20 protein-coding genes, 1 other RNA gene and 1 pseudogene are annotated in these 18,835 nt (G+C 35.8%); 7 read left to right on the forward strand and 15 right to left on the reverse strand.

Features of this window, described 5'->3' with window-relative positions; all coding sequences use genetic code 11:
- The first annotated feature begins 78 nt into the window (after positions 1-78).
- From BCR25_RS09705 to BCR25_RS09720, 4 genes are all read left to right on the forward strand, one after another.
- Positions 79-261: a DUF6440 family protein gene (locus BCR25_RS09705; RefSeq protein ID WP_069663420.1), complete on the forward strand. Its 183-nt coding sequence runs from the start codon at positions 79-81 to the stop codon at positions 259-261.
- Positions 262-273: 12 nt separating this feature from the next.
- The gene (locus tag BCR25_RS09710) at positions 274-786 is read left to right on the forward strand and encodes a hypothetical protein (protein ID WP_069663421.1); all 513 of its coding nucleotides are present in this window, start codon (positions 274-276) and stop codon (positions 784-786) included.
- Positions 787-965: 179 nt separating this feature from the next.
- Positions 966-1,400: a hypothetical protein gene (locus BCR25_RS09715; RefSeq protein WP_069663422.1), complete on the forward strand. Its 435-nt coding sequence runs from the start codon at positions 966-968 to the stop codon at positions 1,398-1,400.
- A 599-nt stretch (positions 1,401-1,999) separates the two neighbouring features.
- Positions 2,000-2,779, forward strand: a complete 780-nt coding sequence (locus BCR25_RS09720; protein ID WP_069663423.1) for a glycosyltransferase family A protein — start codon at positions 2,000-2,002, stop codon at positions 2,777-2,779.
- 329 nt (positions 2,780-3,108) lie between these two features.
- Here the strand turns inward: BCR25_RS09720 and BCR25_RS20815 are convergent, their stop codons facing one another.
- The 4 genes from BCR25_RS20815 to BCR25_RS09730 all read right to left on the reverse strand — a co-directional run bounded on the left by BCR25_RS20815 (position 3,109) and on the right by BCR25_RS09730 (position 6,939).
- The gene (locus BCR25_RS20815) at positions 3,109-3,207 is read right to left on the reverse strand and encodes a peptidoglycan amidohydrolase family protein (RefSeq protein ID WP_342715917.1); all 99 of its coding nucleotides are present in this window, start codon (positions 3,205-3,207) and stop codon (positions 3,109-3,111) included.
- Between the two features lie 107 nt (positions 3,208-3,314).
- Positions 3,315-3,479 (reverse strand): peptidoglycan amidohydrolase family protein, encoded by a 165-nt coding sequence (locus BCR25_RS20890; protein ID WP_342715916.1) that lies wholly within the window; start codon positions 3,477-3,479, stop codon positions 3,315-3,317.
- Positions 3,480-3,521: 42 nt separating this feature from the next.
- Positions 3,522-3,836, reverse strand: a complete 315-nt coding sequence (locus BCR25_RS09725) for a hypothetical protein (RefSeq protein ID WP_069663424.1) — start codon at positions 3,834-3,836, stop codon at positions 3,522-3,524.
- Between the two features lie 622 nt (positions 3,837-4,458).
- Complete coding sequence (locus tag BCR25_RS09730; RefSeq protein ID WP_069663425.1) at positions 4,459-6,939, reverse strand: hypothetical protein; 2,481 nt, start codon at positions 6,937-6,939, stop codon at positions 4,459-4,461.
- Positions 6,940-7,493: 554 nt separating this feature from the next.
- On the opposite strand from BCR25_RS09730, the gene BCR25_RS09735 reads away from it, so the two are divergent.
- Together BCR25_RS09735 and BCR25_RS09740 are read left to right on the forward strand one after the other, a co-directional pair.
- A complete protein-coding gene (locus BCR25_RS09735) occupies positions 7,494-7,703 on the forward strand; it encodes a hypothetical protein (protein WP_069663426.1) in 210 nt (69 codons plus the stop codon).
- A gap of 61 nt (positions 7,704-7,764) precedes the next feature.
- Positions 7,765-7,944: pseudogene (locus tag BCR25_RS09740) on the forward strand (tyrosine-type recombinase/integrase); the annotation flags it as partial.
- Between the two features lie 103 nt (positions 7,945-8,047).
- Here the strand turns inward: BCR25_RS09740 and ssrA are convergent.
- From ssrA to ptcA, 10 genes are all read right to left on the reverse strand, one after another.
- Positions 8,048-8,414: a transfer-messenger RNA gene (gene ssrA / locus BCR25_RS09745) on the reverse strand.
- Between the two features lie 123 nt (positions 8,415-8,537).
- The gene (locus BCR25_RS09750) at positions 8,538-8,864 is read right to left on the reverse strand and encodes a DMT family transporter (protein WP_069663428.1); all 327 of its coding nucleotides are present in this window, start codon (positions 8,862-8,864) and stop codon (positions 8,538-8,540) included.
- 108 nt (positions 8,865-8,972) lie between these two features.
- Positions 8,973-9,395, reverse strand: a complete 423-nt coding sequence (locus BCR25_RS09755) for a VOC family protein (RefSeq protein ID WP_083242634.1) — start codon at positions 9,393-9,395, stop codon at positions 8,973-8,975.
- A gap of 75 nt (positions 9,396-9,470) precedes the next feature.
- Positions 9,471-9,950 carry a GAF domain-containing protein gene (locus BCR25_RS09760; protein ID WP_069663430.1) on the reverse strand — a complete coding sequence of 160 codons (480 nt, stop codon included), beginning with the start codon at positions 9,948-9,950 and terminating at the stop codon, positions 9,471-9,473.
- A gap of 528 nt (positions 9,951-10,478) precedes the next feature.
- The gene (locus tag BCR25_RS09765; protein WP_069663431.1) at positions 10,479-11,276 is read right to left on the reverse strand and encodes a MurR/RpiR family transcriptional regulator; all 798 of its coding nucleotides are present in this window, start codon (positions 11,274-11,276) and stop codon (positions 10,479-10,481) included.
- An 11-nt stretch (positions 11,277-11,287) separates the two neighbouring features.
- On the reverse strand, positions 11,288-12,385 hold the full coding sequence (aguA, locus tag BCR25_RS09770) for an agmatine deiminase (RefSeq protein ID WP_069663432.1): 1,098 nt from the start codon (positions 12,383-12,385) through the stop codon (positions 11,288-11,290).
- Between the two features lie 110 nt (positions 12,386-12,495).
- Entirely contained in the window at positions 12,496-13,434 is a 939-nt protein-coding gene (gene arcC, locus BCR25_RS09775; RefSeq protein WP_069663433.1) for a carbamate kinase, read from the reverse strand.
- Positions 13,435-13,444: 10 nt separating this feature from the next.
- Positions 13,445-14,536: an agmatine deiminase gene (gene aguA / locus BCR25_RS09780; RefSeq protein ID WP_069663434.1), complete on the reverse strand. Its 1,092-nt coding sequence runs from the start codon at positions 14,534-14,536 to the stop codon at positions 13,445-13,447.
- Positions 14,523-15,932 (reverse strand): APC family permease, encoded by a 1,410-nt coding sequence (locus BCR25_RS09785; RefSeq protein WP_069663435.1) that lies wholly within the window; start codon positions 15,930-15,932, stop codon positions 14,523-14,525. Before BCR25_RS09785 ends, aguA (BCR25_RS09780) begins: the two co-directional genes overlap by 14 nt.
- Positions 15,933-16,031: 99 nt before the next feature.
- Entirely contained in the window at positions 16,032-17,057 is a 1,026-nt protein-coding gene (gene ptcA, locus BCR25_RS09790; protein ID WP_069663436.1) for a putrescine carbamoyltransferase, read from the reverse strand.
- Positions 17,058-17,304: 247 nt separating this feature from the next.
- Between ptcA and BCR25_RS09795 the strand changes: the two genes are divergently transcribed.
- The gene (locus BCR25_RS09795; protein ID WP_069663437.1) at positions 17,305-17,769 is read left to right on the forward strand and encodes a DUF3788 family protein; all 465 of its coding nucleotides are present in this window, start codon (positions 17,305-17,307) and stop codon (positions 17,767-17,769) included.
- A gap of 278 nt (positions 17,770-18,047) precedes the next feature.
- On the opposite strand, the gene BCR25_RS09800 is transcribed toward BCR25_RS09795, so the two are convergent.
- Positions 18,048-18,835, reverse strand: a 788-nt coding sequence (locus tag BCR25_RS09800; protein ID WP_139124565.1) for a family 1 glycosylhydrolase, incomplete at its 5' end; no start/stop codon positions are given.

Consider the following 18,835-nt stretch of genomic DNA (forward strand, 5'->3'; position numbering starts at 1 on the left):
ATATTTTTTGGCTATTCTGATCTATTTATCGTTTTGATTTGCTATACTAGTAACTAACTAGATGAAGGAGGAACAGCTATGAATCCTAGATTTGAAATCAACAAGGAACAAACAACAAGAAAAACAGTCTCCGCAGATGTTATTACTGATACAAAAACTGGTGTACAGTATTTAGCCTATCGTGATAACGTTTATGGTTCTAGCGGTATCACCGTCTTAGTGGACTCAGATGGCAAACCCTTGATTGACAAAAGAAGTTAGAGGTAAGCATTCATGAAAAAAATTTTTCGGATAGGAATCGTTTTTTTCTTCGTCCTCTTTGCCTATATACTTAAAACTATCATTACTGATAGTTTCGAAAATCATTCAACCACAAAAGATTCTCAAACGACGTTATCCTCTTCTGCAGTTGTTTTAGAGTCAACTCAGAGTACTACTAGCAATACTGCTGAAACCTCAGAAGAGTTAGCAAAAGTCGAGCAGTTGGATCAACAACCTGCTGAGACAACTGATGGTGTAGATTTAAATATGGAAAACTATCAACCCCTGGATAATACGAGCAAAGAAGAGATGGAAAAAGAATTGAGTCGTATAAAACAAGAATTCGCAGACTCAATGAAAGAACTTACTACAGGTGAGGAATTTGATGAGCTGAAGGACTCCTATCGAGAGCTGGTTGCACCACTATCACCGTACACATGGATTGATAAGTTGAATGCACTTAAAGAGGAACTTAAAGTGAAACAAGCACAATTAGAAGCTGAACAACTTAATCAACAGCCTTGATTAGACTGCGCGACATTTTTATATGAAAAAGAGATAATAGAAGCATCCGTGAACAATGCTTCTATTGTCTTTTTCATATTCCTGCATTTTTTGATTTAGCTTTTTTTGTGGACTATTTTTATTCATATATTGAATTAGAATGAATATATCGTTTATAATTTTATAGAAAGGAGTTTGTTATGCCAATTAAAAACACTATTGCACTAATATTTTTAGTCATCTTAGCTCTTAATTTTTTTATACGAGGAATTCGCTATTTTTATAAGTCAAGTAAAATCGCATTTTCAAAAGATACATATCATACTTTTTTATGCGAAAATTGTACTGCAACGTATAAACTGGACGGACTAACTACTAAAGGAAAAATTAAATTTGCACCTACTAAAAAAATAGACTCTATTGGAAAAACAAAAACAATGTATAAATTCACCTGTCCAGAATGTGGAAAATATGTTTATCAACAAAAGATCTTCGATACAACTATTAATAAAGGAATGGGTCTGATACGTATTCAAGCAGATCAAGCACAATCAGAAAATTTCAAAGAACTTTTTATTAAGTGTATACTTCCTACAATCATTGGAGCCATGTTCTTTAGAATGTTTCTTTTTTAAGCTATTCCACTCGAGAAAACCGTTCTTTTTATACTATTTTGAATAAGTCACTTGAAAACTTGTCTAGTTAGATATCGTAAATATTTTATATGTTGAAGACTTTTTTATTGTTTTTGGTCTTTGGGAATGTGAAATTAATGATTTGGTCTATTGAGTTGCCGCTTATATTTGACTTAGTGTAAATGAAAAATCTTTCAATTAGTTAAATAACTGTATAGAGAAAGCTATTTTCAGTTTCCTTGTTTACTCGGCGGGAGTACGAAATAACTAATACCACAGCGTGCTAACTAGGAAAAATGACTACTCAATAACTTTGTTAGTAATTTTATTTTCACATAATAGTTCTATGAAATCCCTCAACGGATTCAGGACTGCATCAAATCTTGGGCAAGAAATTAACCTTCCCTTCCCTCTTTATGAGGATAGGATTTTCTACATAATTTTACAGATTGCTATTTTTGAGACCAAAAATAAGATTGCGACATTATACCAGAATAAGTTATACTATCATTGTTATAATATTAATTAATGATTCTTACTTATTCTTCAATACAATATTTGTGTAATAATCCTTAATAATAATGGGGGGGAATTCAACTATGCTTTACTTTACAATACCACTACGTTCAAAACACGCTTCAAATAATTGGCAAGATGTGGAAAAACTATTTAATAATACACTAAGTTCGATTTTAAATCAGACTGATGATAATTATCGAATAATAGTTTGTTGTCACGACGTTCCAAATTTATTTTACGGTAATGAATTTTTTGCAGATAAAATCGATTTTATAACGGTAGAATACCCTCCACCAGAAAACCATCATGAACAAATGGTTGATAAATTCTATAAAAAGCTTTATTTAATGACAAAAGTGAGAAATTTGGGTGGTGGGCATGTGATGTTTGTTGATGCAGATGACTTAGTGAATTGTAATCTAGCTTCTTTCGTTAATGATAATCCATTGATTAACGGGTGGGTTCTAAAAGACGGATATATATATGATGCTAAAAACAAGAAAGCAAAAAAAAGCACAAACTTCGATAAAGTTTGTGGCACGTCTGCTATTCTTAAATTTGAAATTAGCGATCTTCCTGAATTCATTTCATTTGATAGTTATGCACCAACTAAATACAAAAATTATGTTTTTTGCCAACCACATACTAAAGCCGTTGAAGTATACGAAAGAAAAAAAAATTTGACGATTGATGAATTACCATTTATCGGTGCCATGTATATAATTAATAATGGGGAAAATCACTCTGCTGCTAAGAGAGATATAAAAACATCAATAATTATTAATATAAAGAAGTTTTTAGGAGCAATCACTTGGAAAAAAATACCTTGTGAAGTAAAAAAAGATTTTAATGTTAGATAATATTGTATGAGACGTGAGCTTGGGACGTAAGCCTCAAGCTCATTTTATTACCCATAAACTGACTGCTGCTTGCTATTCTTAACTGACCAAACGCTCCCTATAGGTGATGAAAAGTTAAACTTATGATATGATCATTTACGGATTCCCTAGCACTCAACACCCTGCTATCATTAAATTCAATGTGTATACCAAATTTAATCTTTTCTTGGTCCGCTAGCATCTTTCCTGTTACTGGATTGATCATATCAACATCGGTCGTCAGTCCAATCAAAGCCCTCAGGAGATAACTATTTACAGCGGATTTGCCACATACTTATAAATATCTCTAGTCATCCGTTTGCATTCCAGATTACATCATGATCATTTACAGTAATACCGTTATACCCATAGTTACAGTGGATAATACTGTCGTTGTTATTCGCAAAGATACTAGCATGTCCTGCAACACCACCGGAGCACTACGATTCCCAAAATAAAGACATCGCCTCGTTTTTATGCATAGTTACCGTTTACAGTTTGCCCATGCTGCCCGCGTTTAAAATCCGCTGGTAATTATAGCGCTATAAACCGCAGAACTGTAGTCGTAGCTATTAAGACCTAGACGAGCTGCCATGCTGTAAATAACTTTTCCTTGTCTTTGTTGCATCCAGTCAATCATCGCATTAATGTTGGTCACCACCTCTCCTTTTTGATAACACATTGGCTGCTAAACCATAACCCCCCCCTGCTGCTAATCCTGCAACTATGCCACCCAAAATAAAACAATCATCTTGTCCGAAGCAAATGATAAACTCCAAGCAATACCTAAAAATAATCCTGTTAGCAAATTTAAAAGCTGTAGCCATTTACTATCCACTTTCTTACTTTTTTTGATTAATTGTGAAAAGACTAGTACAAACGCAATGATTGCGATTGCTGATACTAAAATATTATCCGTCATACTTCCTTTCAAATCATTATTTTCAAATTTAAGCTTTCTATTTTCAGTTTTAAATCTGTTGTTCTCTTTTCTTAGTTCAACGATAAGCTCATCTTTTGTATTTAACTTTTTCTCCAAATCAGCTACTTTTTTAGTTAATTAATTTTTTATCAAATCCTTGAATCATTTTTTCTACTCTAGGCAAGTAGAGTTGATCAATCTCTGATCAACTAGTTCTTTTAGCACCTATATAAGTAAAAATAGCAGTTATCATAGTTGCTACTACTGTGGGTGTGATCCAACTTTCCATTAATCAATTACCTCATATCTTGCTGTTAAATAGATTTCTAGATTGTATCATAAAAATCAAGCTCAGCTCATATTTGGTACACCATTATACTCGTTGAGCAATAAAATAATTGTGTCTGCTGACCAAATCACTTTCATAGCAACTAAAGATCAACGTTGTACTTTATTACTTTTCTTAATAATGGAATATATTAAAAATATTCCAGTTACGATTACTAGTAAACTAAAGAAAGTACTATTCAAAAGTTCTATGTGTTGAAACCCTCTAATTTCTCGTGTATAGTTTACTTTTCAATTATGGATAAGCAACCATAACCCATTTATAGTTGACTGTATGGCAACCAATAGACTCAGTTTTTTTATCTCTCATAAATTCACCATCTTCCATAAAATTAACCTAACAGTAACCCAAAAAGGAATGACTAGTAAACAGCCATTCCTAAATTCTTTATTAACCTTGAATTGGATACCATTTCCCCTCAAAAAAGGTTTTAATCGTTGAATCCTCAGTGTTCCTATATACAAAACCATTGGGTGGCGTTGCAGGTCTCTGGATACCTGTACCTACAACCCTGTATAAAGTACTTTGACTATGCCAGTTACCATAAAAAAGTCCAAACTCTGGCATCTCAATACTTCTTTTATCAATCGCATTATCAAGTATTACCCCTTGTAAACAAATACTCGTATTAGCAATACTATTAGCGATATTTTTCTTTAAGAATTCATACGTTCCTATTATTTCTCCTTCTATAGTTTTATCATTCTTTTTTGGTACAGATAAAAAACAAGCTATTAATATAGATTGACTCGATGTTCTATACAACATATTCGAGGCACTGTCAGAATGTATACTCGCATTAAAAAATGTATCACTAATACTTGCTACAGTTCTAGACCCACCAGAAGAACTATAGAATTTTAAGATATCACAGTGATCTATATTACAATTAGCAGGGTGTGCCCCTATAGCAATTGAAAGATTTTTACAATTAGATACTGAAATATCAAAAAATAAAGAAGAAGGATTACTCAAGAAAGCTTCTGTATATCCAGTATAACCAGGTAAATTTGATTTTTCCCCTGTTATGCTACATTCTAAAATTCCAGCTTTCGCACCTTTGTACCTTCCAAAATCATAAAGGTCGACATCCTCTAATGTAATCCTGATATTTCCAACTATTTTAAGTTGTCCATTTACTTCTTTAAACAATCCATTTACTTTACTTTTCATTTCTAAAAAGTTCGTTGTTGAAAATAAAACAATTCCTTCTAGTTCTACCTTATTCACTACTTTTACATTTTTTAAATAGATTTCGTTTGCTAAATGATAACCTCCATTGACATACTTTTCAGTAGAAGTCTCTTTACTAAAATCATTAATTTTAAGCATCCGATGCAAAGCATATACACTGTCACTATGATAAATATAGTAATTTTCTACATGTATTTTAGCGAATAAATGGCATTCATATCCAAAATCATGAGTTGGAACAGGGCTAGCTTGTATTAAACCGTACATATTTTTTGGGTAATGTCTAACGTTATTTATATATAAAAAACCATTCCAACTGCTACCATAATCTTTCCTTAAAGAAATTATATCGTTACAATAAAATTCAGAATCAGTAATTGATAATTTACCTCCTCCAGATAAAGTCATTCCAGCACCAAATATTTTGGATCCTCTGACTGTAATATTGTGACTATATGTGTGACTATCAACTCGGTTCATTTCGGAGTTTTCTATCACAGTATCTTTCATGTTAAATCCTGACATCACTCCCCAATATTCGGATTTAGCATTCTTATCACTAGTATAATCAGTGCCTATAAATCCACTAATTAATAAATTTACAGTATTCTCAGCCTTTAGACCATATGATCCAACAGTGTCAGCTTTTCGAGGACTAATGCTACAGTTTTCAATAATAACATCTGCACAATTACTTATAGATAGAAAGCCAGCACAAGGCGCTGTTTCTTTGGTATTTTTTATCATACTTTGAGAAATATTAGTGATTTTCACTTTTGATCGCTCGATCGCTATTCCTCGTGCATAATAATTCGGACGTTGGAGATCACCGGTTGAGATAAATTTGCCACTTTTTAGAGTTAAATAGTGACTAGGCATTTCTTCGATAAGTACACTATCTAGCCTACTATACTCATGTGCCAACTGATTTTTCATATCACCTGTATCATCAAATTTTACAAAGTCCATTCGAGGTTTTCCATCATCAGCATTGGTGCCATATCTCTTGGATATTTTGTTTACCTCATCAGTAAATCTTACCAATATTTCGCCGTGTCCTGACAATTCTGGAATATTCATCATTAAATCAGGTTTTAAAGGCAAATATTTTTCAAACAGTGCCGGATCAATACTTATTTTTTTACCGGAAACCATTTTGAATACTGGCTTCTCAGGGTATTTTTTATCATCAATTATCAGTGTAGATAAATTCCAATCGACATCAGTTTTAATCTCAATATCATACACATCACTCAATAAATACTCTTTATTAGGGTAAAACACAGGCGCCCCAATGCTATTTGCAAACGCATGAGTAGCCTTAATTGCTGCCCCATCGTCTGTAATGCCATCACCAACAGCTCCGAACCATAATGGACTAACCGCCCTCTCTGAGAATTCATTTTTCATTTTATCTATAATTGATTCTTCAAATCTAAATTCTGCCAAATTTCCTAATTCAGTATTTAGCCGATCTCCGATAGTAGGAAAAGCAGGTTTTTCAGTTGGCTTTCTGGCTTCAATAAGTTCCGCTGTTAATTTCCCTCCTGGATCAACACCTTCCAATATCTCTTTGTTCAAATCAACAAAATGTTCCCAGTTTTCTTTTTGTGTATCAGAGTTTTCTTTAAAATCTTTTTTTTGATCATTTAATTCCGTTTGATATTGTTTTATCATCCATGTGCCCATCCTTTCAAAAAACGAACAAAAGTTCGATTGTATATTAATATTATCATAACTTTTACGCTAACTCAATAGCAAAAATGCTAACACCATTATAGTTTAACCGTTTTCTATGATAAAAAAATAAGAGCTATATATTGCGTCAATTTTTTTGTTCGATAAATCCAATCTTCGATGCTTTAGGAAGGCTATTTCCATATTTATCTAAGTCCCATCAGCCACACCAAGTAAATCCGTTGCTTTTACTTCATTTGATTCTTTTTCATCTCTCAAATCTTTTAAAAATATTTTCATAATTCCCCTCCCAACTTTATAACTCAATATCATTACAGTTATTCCGTAAATTCAAGATTAGATATATTTTATTATGTTATTTACATATTTTTTATTAATGGTGCTGGGACAGTATCTACTCCGATGATTGGTGAATGCTTAATCACAAACACATTAGAGAGCATGAGTTTTACAACCATACTAGATGATAGGGTAAGCTTCAATTAACTGTCAACGGCGAACCAAAAGAAGTAATAAAGGAGTTGGATGGATCTTTGACCGCTAACGGACAAAACTATAATCCATATGATAAATCTATAGAGAATTTTCAACAACCAGAAAGCGAATCTGTCTCATTTGATGAATTACAAAATGGAGAAAATCTAAATGGTTTTGCAGCAAGGAACAATATTACATTAAAAAGACTTTTTGAATTGAATAGTAATATTACCGACATTCCTCTTATGTTATTTAGAATAAAATAAATAATAATCCTCTATAATCTCGCAACGCCTAACAAGATGAAGAGAGGAAGAGGAAATGGATACTCACGGTTTCCGATATACTCATTGTAGTTTGCTTTTTGAAGCTGGAGCAACCATTAAAGAAGTACAAGATAGACTTGGTCATTCGGATGTTCAGACTACTATGAATATTTACACTCATGTTTCTAAAGAGAAGAAAGATTATACTGCTCGTTTATTTGCTAACTATGTTGGTCAATAAATTAAAACTACTTCAATTACTACTTCAATGCAAAAAAATAAACAGTAGAAACACTGTACAATCCTTTGTACATCAGCGTTTCTACTGTTTCTCTTCACAAAACTCATGGAGACGGCGGGAGTCGAACCCGCGTCCAAACACATTGTCACTTAAACCTCTACGTTCATAGTACACTCATTTAAAGGTTCGCTTTACAGCTTGCCGAGTGACAGGCATTCTGTATCGCTAGTCTGATGATCTCTTCTAAATTTTACAGACGGAAAAATTTAGCGTATCCCACTTCATTTGAGACCCTTACCCGAGCACATGGGCGATGCCGGGAGGATCTTCACCCGCTGTTTTTACGCAGCTAGAGCGAAAGTATTGTTTTCGTTTTTAGCAGTTATATTTAACTGTAACGTTTTTACGTAGACGTAACCTACGAAACGCAATTCAAGCTCAACTATGCCTGTCGAATCCGTAACGTCCCCGTACAGATTAAAAAGCATACATTTATGCTTTAAATAGTATAACATATTTTCTTCCATGTTAAAAGACTCAGCGCTCATTCATTCCTCTTTCTATTACAAAGGAATAACATCATACTCGCTGGTCTAATGTCCGGTCCCGAAGACATTCACTAAAATCGTTCCGATAAGAATAAAGCCTAATCCGATCATCGTTGGCAGATTTAATTGTTCTTTCCAGTAAACAACTGAAAATAAAGTGATCATAACGATTCCTATAGCTCCCCACAGCGCATATGCTACATTTAGCGGCATATAATTGATAGCTTTTGATAACGTATAAAAACAAATCCCATACGCAACCAAACAGGTAACTGATGGTACCAACTTTGTAAAGCCAACAGTCGCTTTTAATAAATTAGTAGCAATAACCTCACTGATGATCGCTACAAATAGATACACGTATCCAATCATTTTATCTCTCCTTCAAACATCTACCTAAACAGTATAACAAAAACTTCATGAAAAAAGAGCGACTAGTAGCATAATATCTACTGATGCCCTTTAATAATACACAGCTCTTTAAGACTCAGAATAACAATTCAACATCCAATTGATGCCAAATTTATCTACGAGCATGCCGTATTTTTTCGCCCAAAATGTTTCACCAAGCGGCATAGTCACAGTACCACCTTCGGATAAACGAGAAAAAATCCGGTCAATTTTTTCTTCATCTTCTGTTGTCACTACTAAAGATACATTATTTCCTTCAACAAAGGTCAAGCCCATCCCGTCAGGTACATCTGAAAACATGACTGGAACACCTTCGATCGTCATTGAGGCATTGATAATCAAGTCTTTCCATGCTTCTGGTGTTGGATGTTCTGGATCTTCTGGTGCATCTGCAAACCTCATGATCCCATCATTTTTTACATCGAAAACTGTTTCATAAAAAGCGATTGCATCTGCTGCTTCATTTTTGAAATTCAAGTACACTTGTAACATAAGTATCATCCTTTCGCTCTATTTTTAGCAATTATCTCATGCAAAAAAAGTTTTAGCGAAAGGAACGCTCACTACTTAGGAAAAATTCGTCTCTTTTAAAAGCACTTCGACAAATTGTTCCAAGTACTCCTGATCGATTGCATCATACCCTTCAGGAACTGAACTATCTAAATCTAAGACACCTAAAAGCTCACCGTTTTTGACCATGGGAACAACGATTTCTGATCGAGCTGCCGAATCACAGGAAATATAATTTTCATGTTTTTTTACATCATCAACAAGAACCGTTTTTTGTGTTTTAGCTGATTCTCCGCAAACCCCTTTTCCCACTTCGATTCGGGTACAAGAAACTTTCCCTTGAAACGGACCTAAAACCAACTCTTTGCCATCAAATAAATAATAACCTGCAAAAACAGTGTTAGGTAAAGCATCTGCCAATAATGCGGATGAATTTGCTAAATTGGCAATTTTATCATGTTCAATTTCAATGATTGCTGCTTGTTGCTGTACCAATAATTGATAGGCTGCAATTTTTTCTTCTACATTTTTCCACATGACTATTTCCACCTTCTCTAGATAAAATAATTGTTTGTTTATTATAACATATCCACTCATTCTTTTATTAGTTTAGATGTTCATACTCTTCATGACAACTTCAAACAATTTCACACTTTGTTCAAACATTTTTATGTTTGATTTAATCTATTAAGGTTATAGTTTAATCATAGTAAACAAACAATAAGTTTTGTGGATGAACGTGGTGTTAAAACTCTTTGAGGACTAACGGATGTTTATTCTCGACCGATGAGGTGTAGGTTCGAATCCTACCGTCCACGTACGTGCTGTCAATCAGCACTTGATCATAAACGATAGAATATGAAAGGAATGGTGTTTTATGAAAAAAATCTTAGTTACAGGGGCGACCTTATCCGCACTCTCATTTGCCGCCTATTCATTTTTGAGACATACACCAAAGCATCAATATGATTATGGCAAACGATAAAAGAAAAAGTTGTCCTGAGCAATTTTTGTTCAAGGCAACTTTTTTTATTTTCTCTTGTTAACTAAAGCACAAATCACTTTTTATTTAAAGACTAAATGATACTCTCCTTCTTCTGCGTTATCCAAATATTGGTATAATATCAATTCTAAAATCGCCAGCATAGAAATATGTGAAGTGATTTCCATTTTATTTAAAAACAATTCATCCGTAAACACATAGAAATTAACATCGCTCATATTTTGCACCACATTATTGTCCGCTCCAGTAATCGAAACAAGTAGAGGATGGCCAACATTTTTTAAGTACTGCATCAGCTCGATCCACTCTCCATCTTTCCCCTGATATGTTAAAATAAACACGATATCCGTTGATTTGATCTGCTTTTGCACGACTGCCCGCATCGACCGATCTTCCGGGAAAACAACTAAAAATCCAGCAGCTATGAATAGATATTTTACATATTGCATCAGCTGCTTATTCATTCCTTTTGCAAATAGATAGATAATTGGTTTTTTCTTTAGGTATTTGCCGACAATATCCAAACTATTTTTATCGATCACTCGAACTGATTCATTTATATTTTTTAAATACTCTTCCCGATAATCCTTTTGCGATACTACAAATGGACTGATCTTTTCTTCTTTCGTTTGATTTAAAAGCGTATATTTGATAACTGTGGTAAATTCACTATAGCCGGAAAAACCAACCTTTCGAACAAAACGTAAAAAGGTTGTCGTTGAAACAAAACAATCATCTGCCACTTCACGAATGCTTTTGTTTTTGATCTCGTTTAAATTTTTCACAACATAATCGAAGAGCAGGTGTTCATTTTTCGTTAGTTCTGAAACATGAGGGTTCACTACTTCAAAAAAGTCCATCTTTTTCCCTCCTAACAGGTTTTAGGCATACTTTGTGCAATACAGTGGATGTTGCCTCCGCCAAGTAAAATTTCACGAGCAAAGACACCGATGACTTTACGGTCTGGATAGAGCTTCTCTAGTAGATTTTGGGCAACCAGATCATTTTTATCGTTGAATAATGGATAAATGATACCGCCATTCGCTGTGTAGTAACTAACATAACTTGCTGTTAAACGATCACCTGGAAAGCGCGGCAGCATACCATTAACCGGATCGACACCTTCACTTTCTTCTGTTGTAATATAGATGGGTTCCGGCATTGGCATTTTATGGATGATCAGATTTCGTCCTTTGGCATCCGTCTCATTTTTTAGTTGTTCATAAGCTGCTTTAGAGATTTCATATTGTGGATCATCCGGATCATCGGTCCATGTCAAAACGATTTCTCCAGGTCGAACGACATTTAGCATATTGTCGATATCACCGTTTGTCTCATCTAAAAAGTACCCTTGCTTCAACCAAATGATTTTTTCAACGTTGAAATAGGCGATTAAAACTGCTTCGATTTCTGCTTTAGAAAGGTCACCGTTTCTTCCCTCTGAAAGCAGTACTTCTTCTGTGGTATACAAGGTTCCTTCTCCATCTAAGTGGACTGAACAGCCTTCTAACACAAAGTCCTCTAATCGATAATAATCGATTCGGTTGAACTCACATAATTTTTCTGCAATCAGATCATCTTGGTCCCAAGGAAAATATAGTCCGTCCAATAATCCACCCCAGGCATTGAAACGCCAGTCGATACCTCGAATAGCGCCCTGCTTATTGATTACATACATCGGACCATAATCTTTGATCCAAGCATCATTATTGTTCATTTCCATGACGCGAATATCCTTTGGAAGCATTTGACGAGCATTTTGGTATTGCTTTGATGAAACAAGCATAGTGACCGGTTCAAATGGAGCAATCGCTTTTGCTACCTCCGCATACGCTGCTTGCGCTGGTTTTCCGCCATTGCGCCAATTATCCGCTCGTTCCGGCCAGATCATATAGGTTTCTTTATGAGGACCAAACTCTGCTGGTGCCCAAAAACCATCTTCTTTAGGATTGCTAGTTGTTAATTTCATAATGGCTGCACTCCTTTTTTCATTAGAAATAATTGTTTATGTAAGCGATCTATTTTTAATATATCAGAAAAAAAGAGTAGACACTAGCATTGTTCTACTCTTTTTTTGGATTACGCTGTAATAATTGTGCCTGTTTCTTCTTCAAGTAAATTTTTGATGTTTTCTAAAGAAGTGATCACTGCTTTACCCGTTGTATTTTCTTTGATAAAAGCAATCGCTGCTTGAACTTTTGGCAGCATACTGCCAGGCGCAAACTGATTTTGTTGGATATAATGTTCCATTTCAGCGACGGTTACTTTATTCAACTCTGCTTGATTTGGCTGATTAAAATTGATGCTTACATGATCGACTCCAGTCAAAATGACCAGCATATCGGCATGAACTAATGCAGCAATTTTTTCAGAGGCAAAATCTTTATCTATGACTGCTTCAACACCATGATACACACCATCTTTTATAATGACTGGAATTCCGCCGCCACCTCCAGCGATTGTGATGATGCCATTTTCGACTAATTGCTGGATCACAGGATATTCAACAATATCAATAGGATTAGGAGAAGGAACAACTTTACGAAAACCACGACCAGCATCTTCAACATAAGTTGCCGTTGTTTGTTTTTTCTCTTCAAGCATTTCCTCTTCACTTAAGAATGGACCAATGGGTTTGCTTGGTGCTTGAAATGCTGGATCTGACGCGCTTACAACAACCTGTGTCAGAATCGTCGCTGCATTTTTCGTGATGTCTCTTTTCTTTAGTTCATCGACTAAAGCATTTTCCAACCAATAACCAATGCTGCCTTGTGTCATTGCTACTGCTGTATCTAAAGGCATTGCTGGATTTTTTTCTGTTGCACCTAATTGTTGCTGCAATAATAAATTACCGACTTGCGGACCATTTCCATGAGAAATAATCAGTTCATGGCCAGCTTCAATAAAATCAGCTAAATAATGCGCGGTGTGAACCAAAGCTTCTTGCTGTGCTTTTGCACTTGCATCCGTGGTTAAAATAGCGTTGCCGCCCAACGCAACTACGATTCGTTTTTTCATTTGACTTCCCTCATTTCGGTACTTGTTGGGTAATACAATGGATGTTTCCACCACCTAGAAGAATCTCTCTTGCAGGCACTCCAACCACTTTTCTGTCAGGATATAATTTTTGCAATAAATCCAGTGCTTTTTCATCATTCGGATCACCAAATACAGGAACGATTACTCCGCCATTCGCTGTATAATAGTTGGCATAACTGGCTGCTAAGCGATCCCCTTCTTCTCTTGGCAATGTACCAGCAACCGCATCAACACCTAAACTTTCTTCTTCAGTGATCAAAATAGGTTTTGGTACATACAATTTGTGTACGACAAGCTTACGACCTTTAGCATCGGTTTCATTTTCTAAAATGTCTAAACATTCTTTCGAAATTTCATATTGTGGATCATTTTCATCATCTGTCCATGCTAAAACAACTTCACCTGGTTTTACGATATTAATAATATTGTCTACATGTCCATTGGTTTCATCTAAGTAGATGCCGCGTTTGAGCCAAATAATTTTTTCTAATGATAAATATTCTTTCAGCACTTGTTCGATCTGTTCTTTTGATAATTGTGCATTTCTGCCTTCTGATAGCAAACATTCTTCCGTTGTGATCAGTGTGCCTTCTCCATCAACATGAATAGAACCACCTTCTAACACAAAATCATTTAGACGATAGCGATCTTTCCATTCCACTTCACATATTTTTTGTGCTACTTGATCGTCTTTGTCCCATGGAAAATATAGACCGTCAACTAGTCCGCCCCAAGAGTTAAATGTCCAGTCAACTCCGCGAACTTCTCCTTCATCGTTTTTCACAAATGTCGGACCACAGTCACGAACCCACGCATCATCATTAGCGATTTCAACAACTCGCACTTCTTCTGGAAGCATGTGGCGGGCGTTATCATATTGTTCAGCAGATACACCAACTGTCACTGGTTCAAATTGACTGATGGCTACAGCAACATCGACAAACACTTTTTGCGCTGGTTTACCGCCATTGCGCCAGTTGTCCGGACGTTCCGGCCATAAAATATATACACCTTGATGCGGCTCAAATTCTCCCGGCATACGGAAGCCATCTCTTTTGGGTGAACTATCAATTGTTTTCATGCTGTAAACTCTCCTTTTGTTGGTTTTCTTTTGCTGTTTCCTTTTTACGGTACTCTTTATCACCTAATCGAATACAAAATTCACCGATGATCGCAGCTGCAATCGTGCCAATCAAAATGGGAATTTTTTCGCTAAACTCACTGCTGGATAAAGGAACGATTGAGAAAAATAACGTGATTATTAATAGGAATAAAGGAACATACGCCATTATTTTTAGTACCACTGGACCCCCTGGCACTTTAAACGGACGCTCAGTATCAGGATCAATTTTACGTAATTTTAAAAATGCTGGGAACATCATAATATATGACAACAACAATGCGACTACATTTAAGGCAAAGAAGGCCCAAAAAATATTTTCATTTGGAATAAATGGTGCTGCTACGACTAATATAGACGCAACAATTCCGTTTACAACAGATGCGCCAGTCGGCATTTCATTTTTAGGATTTTCTTTCGCAAACACTTTTGGCATATCATGATTCTTCGCTGCATAAAAAGCCACATAGTTGACTCCTAAAGCCCAGGAAATCAGATTAGCTGCTAATGTGTACATAAATAACAGACCGATAATAATCACAAATGGATTAATGCCTCCAACTAGTAAAATAAAACTATCGATCAGTCCTCCAGAAGTAGACAGTTGATCTGCTGGAACTGCCGCTCCCATACCGAACGCTGCAAATAGATAAAAGAATGCGATCAAGATTCCTCCGTAAATAATCGCTTGGGGAATTTGTTTTTTGGGATTTTCCATATCACTTGCCAAGGTCGTGACAACTTCAAACCCTAAAAAATTAAATAGAATCACGGAGATAAAACTTAAGCTCGTCAAATCAAAACTTGGTAAAAGTGCTTTTCCAGAAAAATCATTGGCCATTCCTTTTGTAACAGCATGATAAATTCCCAGAACACCTAAACACACCATAATCGCAACTTTAGCGAACGCAGCCAGATTCAAGATCCATTTGCTGTCACTTACTGGATAACAACTAATCAGTGTTACAAGCCAAATGAAAATCAATTGACAGATAATCAATACTGGTGTGCCTAGTTCCAGCCCAAAAATTTGGGTCATCACTTCAGTGAACAGAACGGCTAAACTTGCCATCCAAATTGGAAAATTGATCCAATAAAACCAGGCTACACGTGCGCCCCATCGACGACCAAAGGCCATTTTTACCCAATCATAAATACCACCATCGCCTGTATAAGTTGTACCAAGCTCAGCTGAAATCAATCCGTAAGGTAAGAAAAACAAAATCAATAGAATGCCCCACCAGAAAAACTGTGATGATCCAATTGCTGCAGCTGGCGCCGCGGATTCAACAACTAAAATAACTACAACAGCCATTAGAACTGCGTCAAACAACCGAAATTTCTTTTTTTCTTTCATGTTTTGTACGCACCTTTCATTAAAGTAGCTGGGAAAAAAGCACAAAATGATTTTAGCCGTTCTCTTCACTTCGTGCTCTTATCTCACCATCATTTCCTATCACTTAGCGACGATAGCATTTCTCAACATCAATTCAAATTCAGCATCATAGTGTGCCGCAACTGCTTCTCCAGCATAATCCAAATAAGGATTCATGAAGTACACCAATAATGCACGCATCGCTGTTAAACGATTTTCCGCTTCATCTAGAACAACGGAATACGGAGCGTCTAATACTTCATCTGTTACTTCTTCTCCTCTGGTTGCAGGTAGACAATGTAGGAATTTCACATGAGGAGCGGCCATATCGATCAACTCTTTGTTTACTTGATATTTAGGGTAGAATGTTGCCATTCGTTCTTCTTCTGATAACTCAGCTTCATACAATCCATACCAAACATCGGTATAAATGAAATCTGCATCTTTCATCGCTTCTTTTGCATCTTCAGTAATCAACACACTGCCGCCTGACTTCTCAGCATTTTTACGTCCGATCGCTAATGTTTCTTCTTTGATTTGGAAGCCTTTTGGACCAAACTGAACAAAATCCATCCCCATTTTCGTTGCCATAAACATCGTTGATACACAGACCTGAGTCGCATCTCCTACAAAAACGATTTTACAGTCACTTAACTTTTTACCCGCTGGTAAATGCTCTGTCATTGTGATAATATCTCCTAATTCTTGCGTCGGATGATTATAGTCACTCATTCCATTGATAACTGGAATACTTGCATCTTTAGCTAAATCTACAATGGTTTGGTGTCGTTCTACTCTTGCCATCAAGATATCGACTAAACGAGATAATACTCTAGCTGTGTCACCTAATGATTCATGACCACCTAACTGAATTTGACCAGGTGCCAAATATTGTGCATGTCCCCCAAGTTGAGTCATCGCTGTTTCAAAGGAGACTCTTGTACGTGTAGATGATTGTTCAAAAATCATGCCTAATGTTTTATCTTTTAATAATGGCGGATAATAGCCATTTTTGATTGCTTCTTTTAATTTTAATGCCAACTGGATCAGGTAATCGATTTCTGCTTTCGTAAAATCATTCGTGTCTACAAAATCTCTTTTTTTCATTATGTTTTCCACCAATCTGTTTGTTTATTTTATTGTCGGCTACTCGAGTATTCCTTTTGACGAATTAAGCATAACGCGAAATAAATAATTTTTAAAGCGCTTTCTAAGTTCTTGATAAAGTCAAAAGCAGCCTGTATCTTGTTCCATTTTGCGTAACACGTTACACACAAATCACGAAGAAAGGAAATTTTTCATTTCAGTCATGCTATAATTTAGTTAAACTAAATCTATCTGAGGAGGAAACACAATGACTGATACAGCACAACAATTGTTACGCGATCCTGAGGTCAAACCATCAAATCAACAAATTTCTGATGGACTTGGGGCGTCTTTTAAATGGTATGTTGCGTTTATTGAGGAATTGAAGAACTATGGTATTTCACTGATGGATTGGCGCTATTATAACGATGGAAAAGCTTGGTTATCTAAAGGGGAATATAAATGGGTTACCTCACGAGGTAATCATAAAGTGAAGCCGATTTTCTGGTTATCTATATGGGATGGTTTTTTTAAGGTATCATTTTTCTTTTCTGAAAAAATCAGAGCTCAACTATTAGATTTGCCACTTAGTGATGACACGAAAGAGCGGATTAAAAATACCGCTCCTCATGGAAAATCAATGCAGTATCTATCCCTTATTTTTGATGTTAAAAATGACCAATTACTGGACGATATTTATATATTGGCGCAATTTAGAAAAGAAAAAATATAGCAACTACTATCAATAAATGTGTCACAATTAAATATGGAGGTTTTCAAAGTGTGTCAACAACCTAAGATACACATGAACTATTCTTATACAAAAAGTATATGAGACATAACTCTATGAGTGACAATCTAATCACTTGACATCCGAATAAACGGCGGAAGCAGAAACAAACCCTTCGGAAATAAGCTGAAATTCACAAAAATTTGAAGAACAATTTTCGTGAATTCCAGCTTATTTCTCGGGGTTAAACGTTTCTGTCCCAGCCTATTTTATAACTATGTTTATTTGTTTGTTAAATCTTCCCCATTTGTTGCGATTACTTTTTTATACCAGTCAAATGATTTTTTCTTCGAACGTTTCAATGTGCCGTTGCCTTCATTGTCACGATCCACATAGATAAAGCCATAACGTTTTTTCATTTCTCCTGTTCCAGCTGAAACAAGGTCGATACAGCCCCATGTTGTGTAACCTAATAGATCTACGCCATCTAATTCTACGGCATCTTTCATCGCTTGGATATGTGCTGCTAAATACTCAATCCGATAATCATCTACCACATAGCCATTTTCATCTGGTGTATCAACGGCGCCTAAGCCATTTTCAACGATGAATAATGGTTTTTGGTAACGGTCGTATAAGTCATTCATCGTCACACGTAAGCCAAGCGGATCGATCTGCCAGCCCCATTCACTTGCTTCCAAGTATGGGTTTTTCACAGAGGCAAAGATGTTTCCTGCCGTTTGTTCGTTAACAGCTGGATCTGTTGATTGGACGCGTGATGAATAGTAAGAGAAGGAAATAAAATCAACCGTATGTTCTTTCAACAACTCTAAATCGCCGTCTTTGATTGGTAACTCGATGCCTTCGCGTTCTAATTCTTTCAGTGCATACGCTGGGTATTCTCCACGAGATTGAACATCGATGAAGAAGAAGTTTTCACGGTCTGCTTTACGTGCAGCCCAAACATCTTCTGGTTTACATGTATACGCATAGTTCGTTCCAGCCGCCAACATACAGCCGACTTGGTTTTCAGGATCGACTTCATGAGCGATCTTTGTGGCAACCGCGC

Origin of the sequence: Enterococcus termitis (assembly GCF_001730305.1) — a bacterium.
GTDB classification, from domain to species: Bacteria; Bacillota; Bacilli; order Lactobacillales; family Enterococcaceae; genus Enterococcus_L; species Enterococcus_L termitis.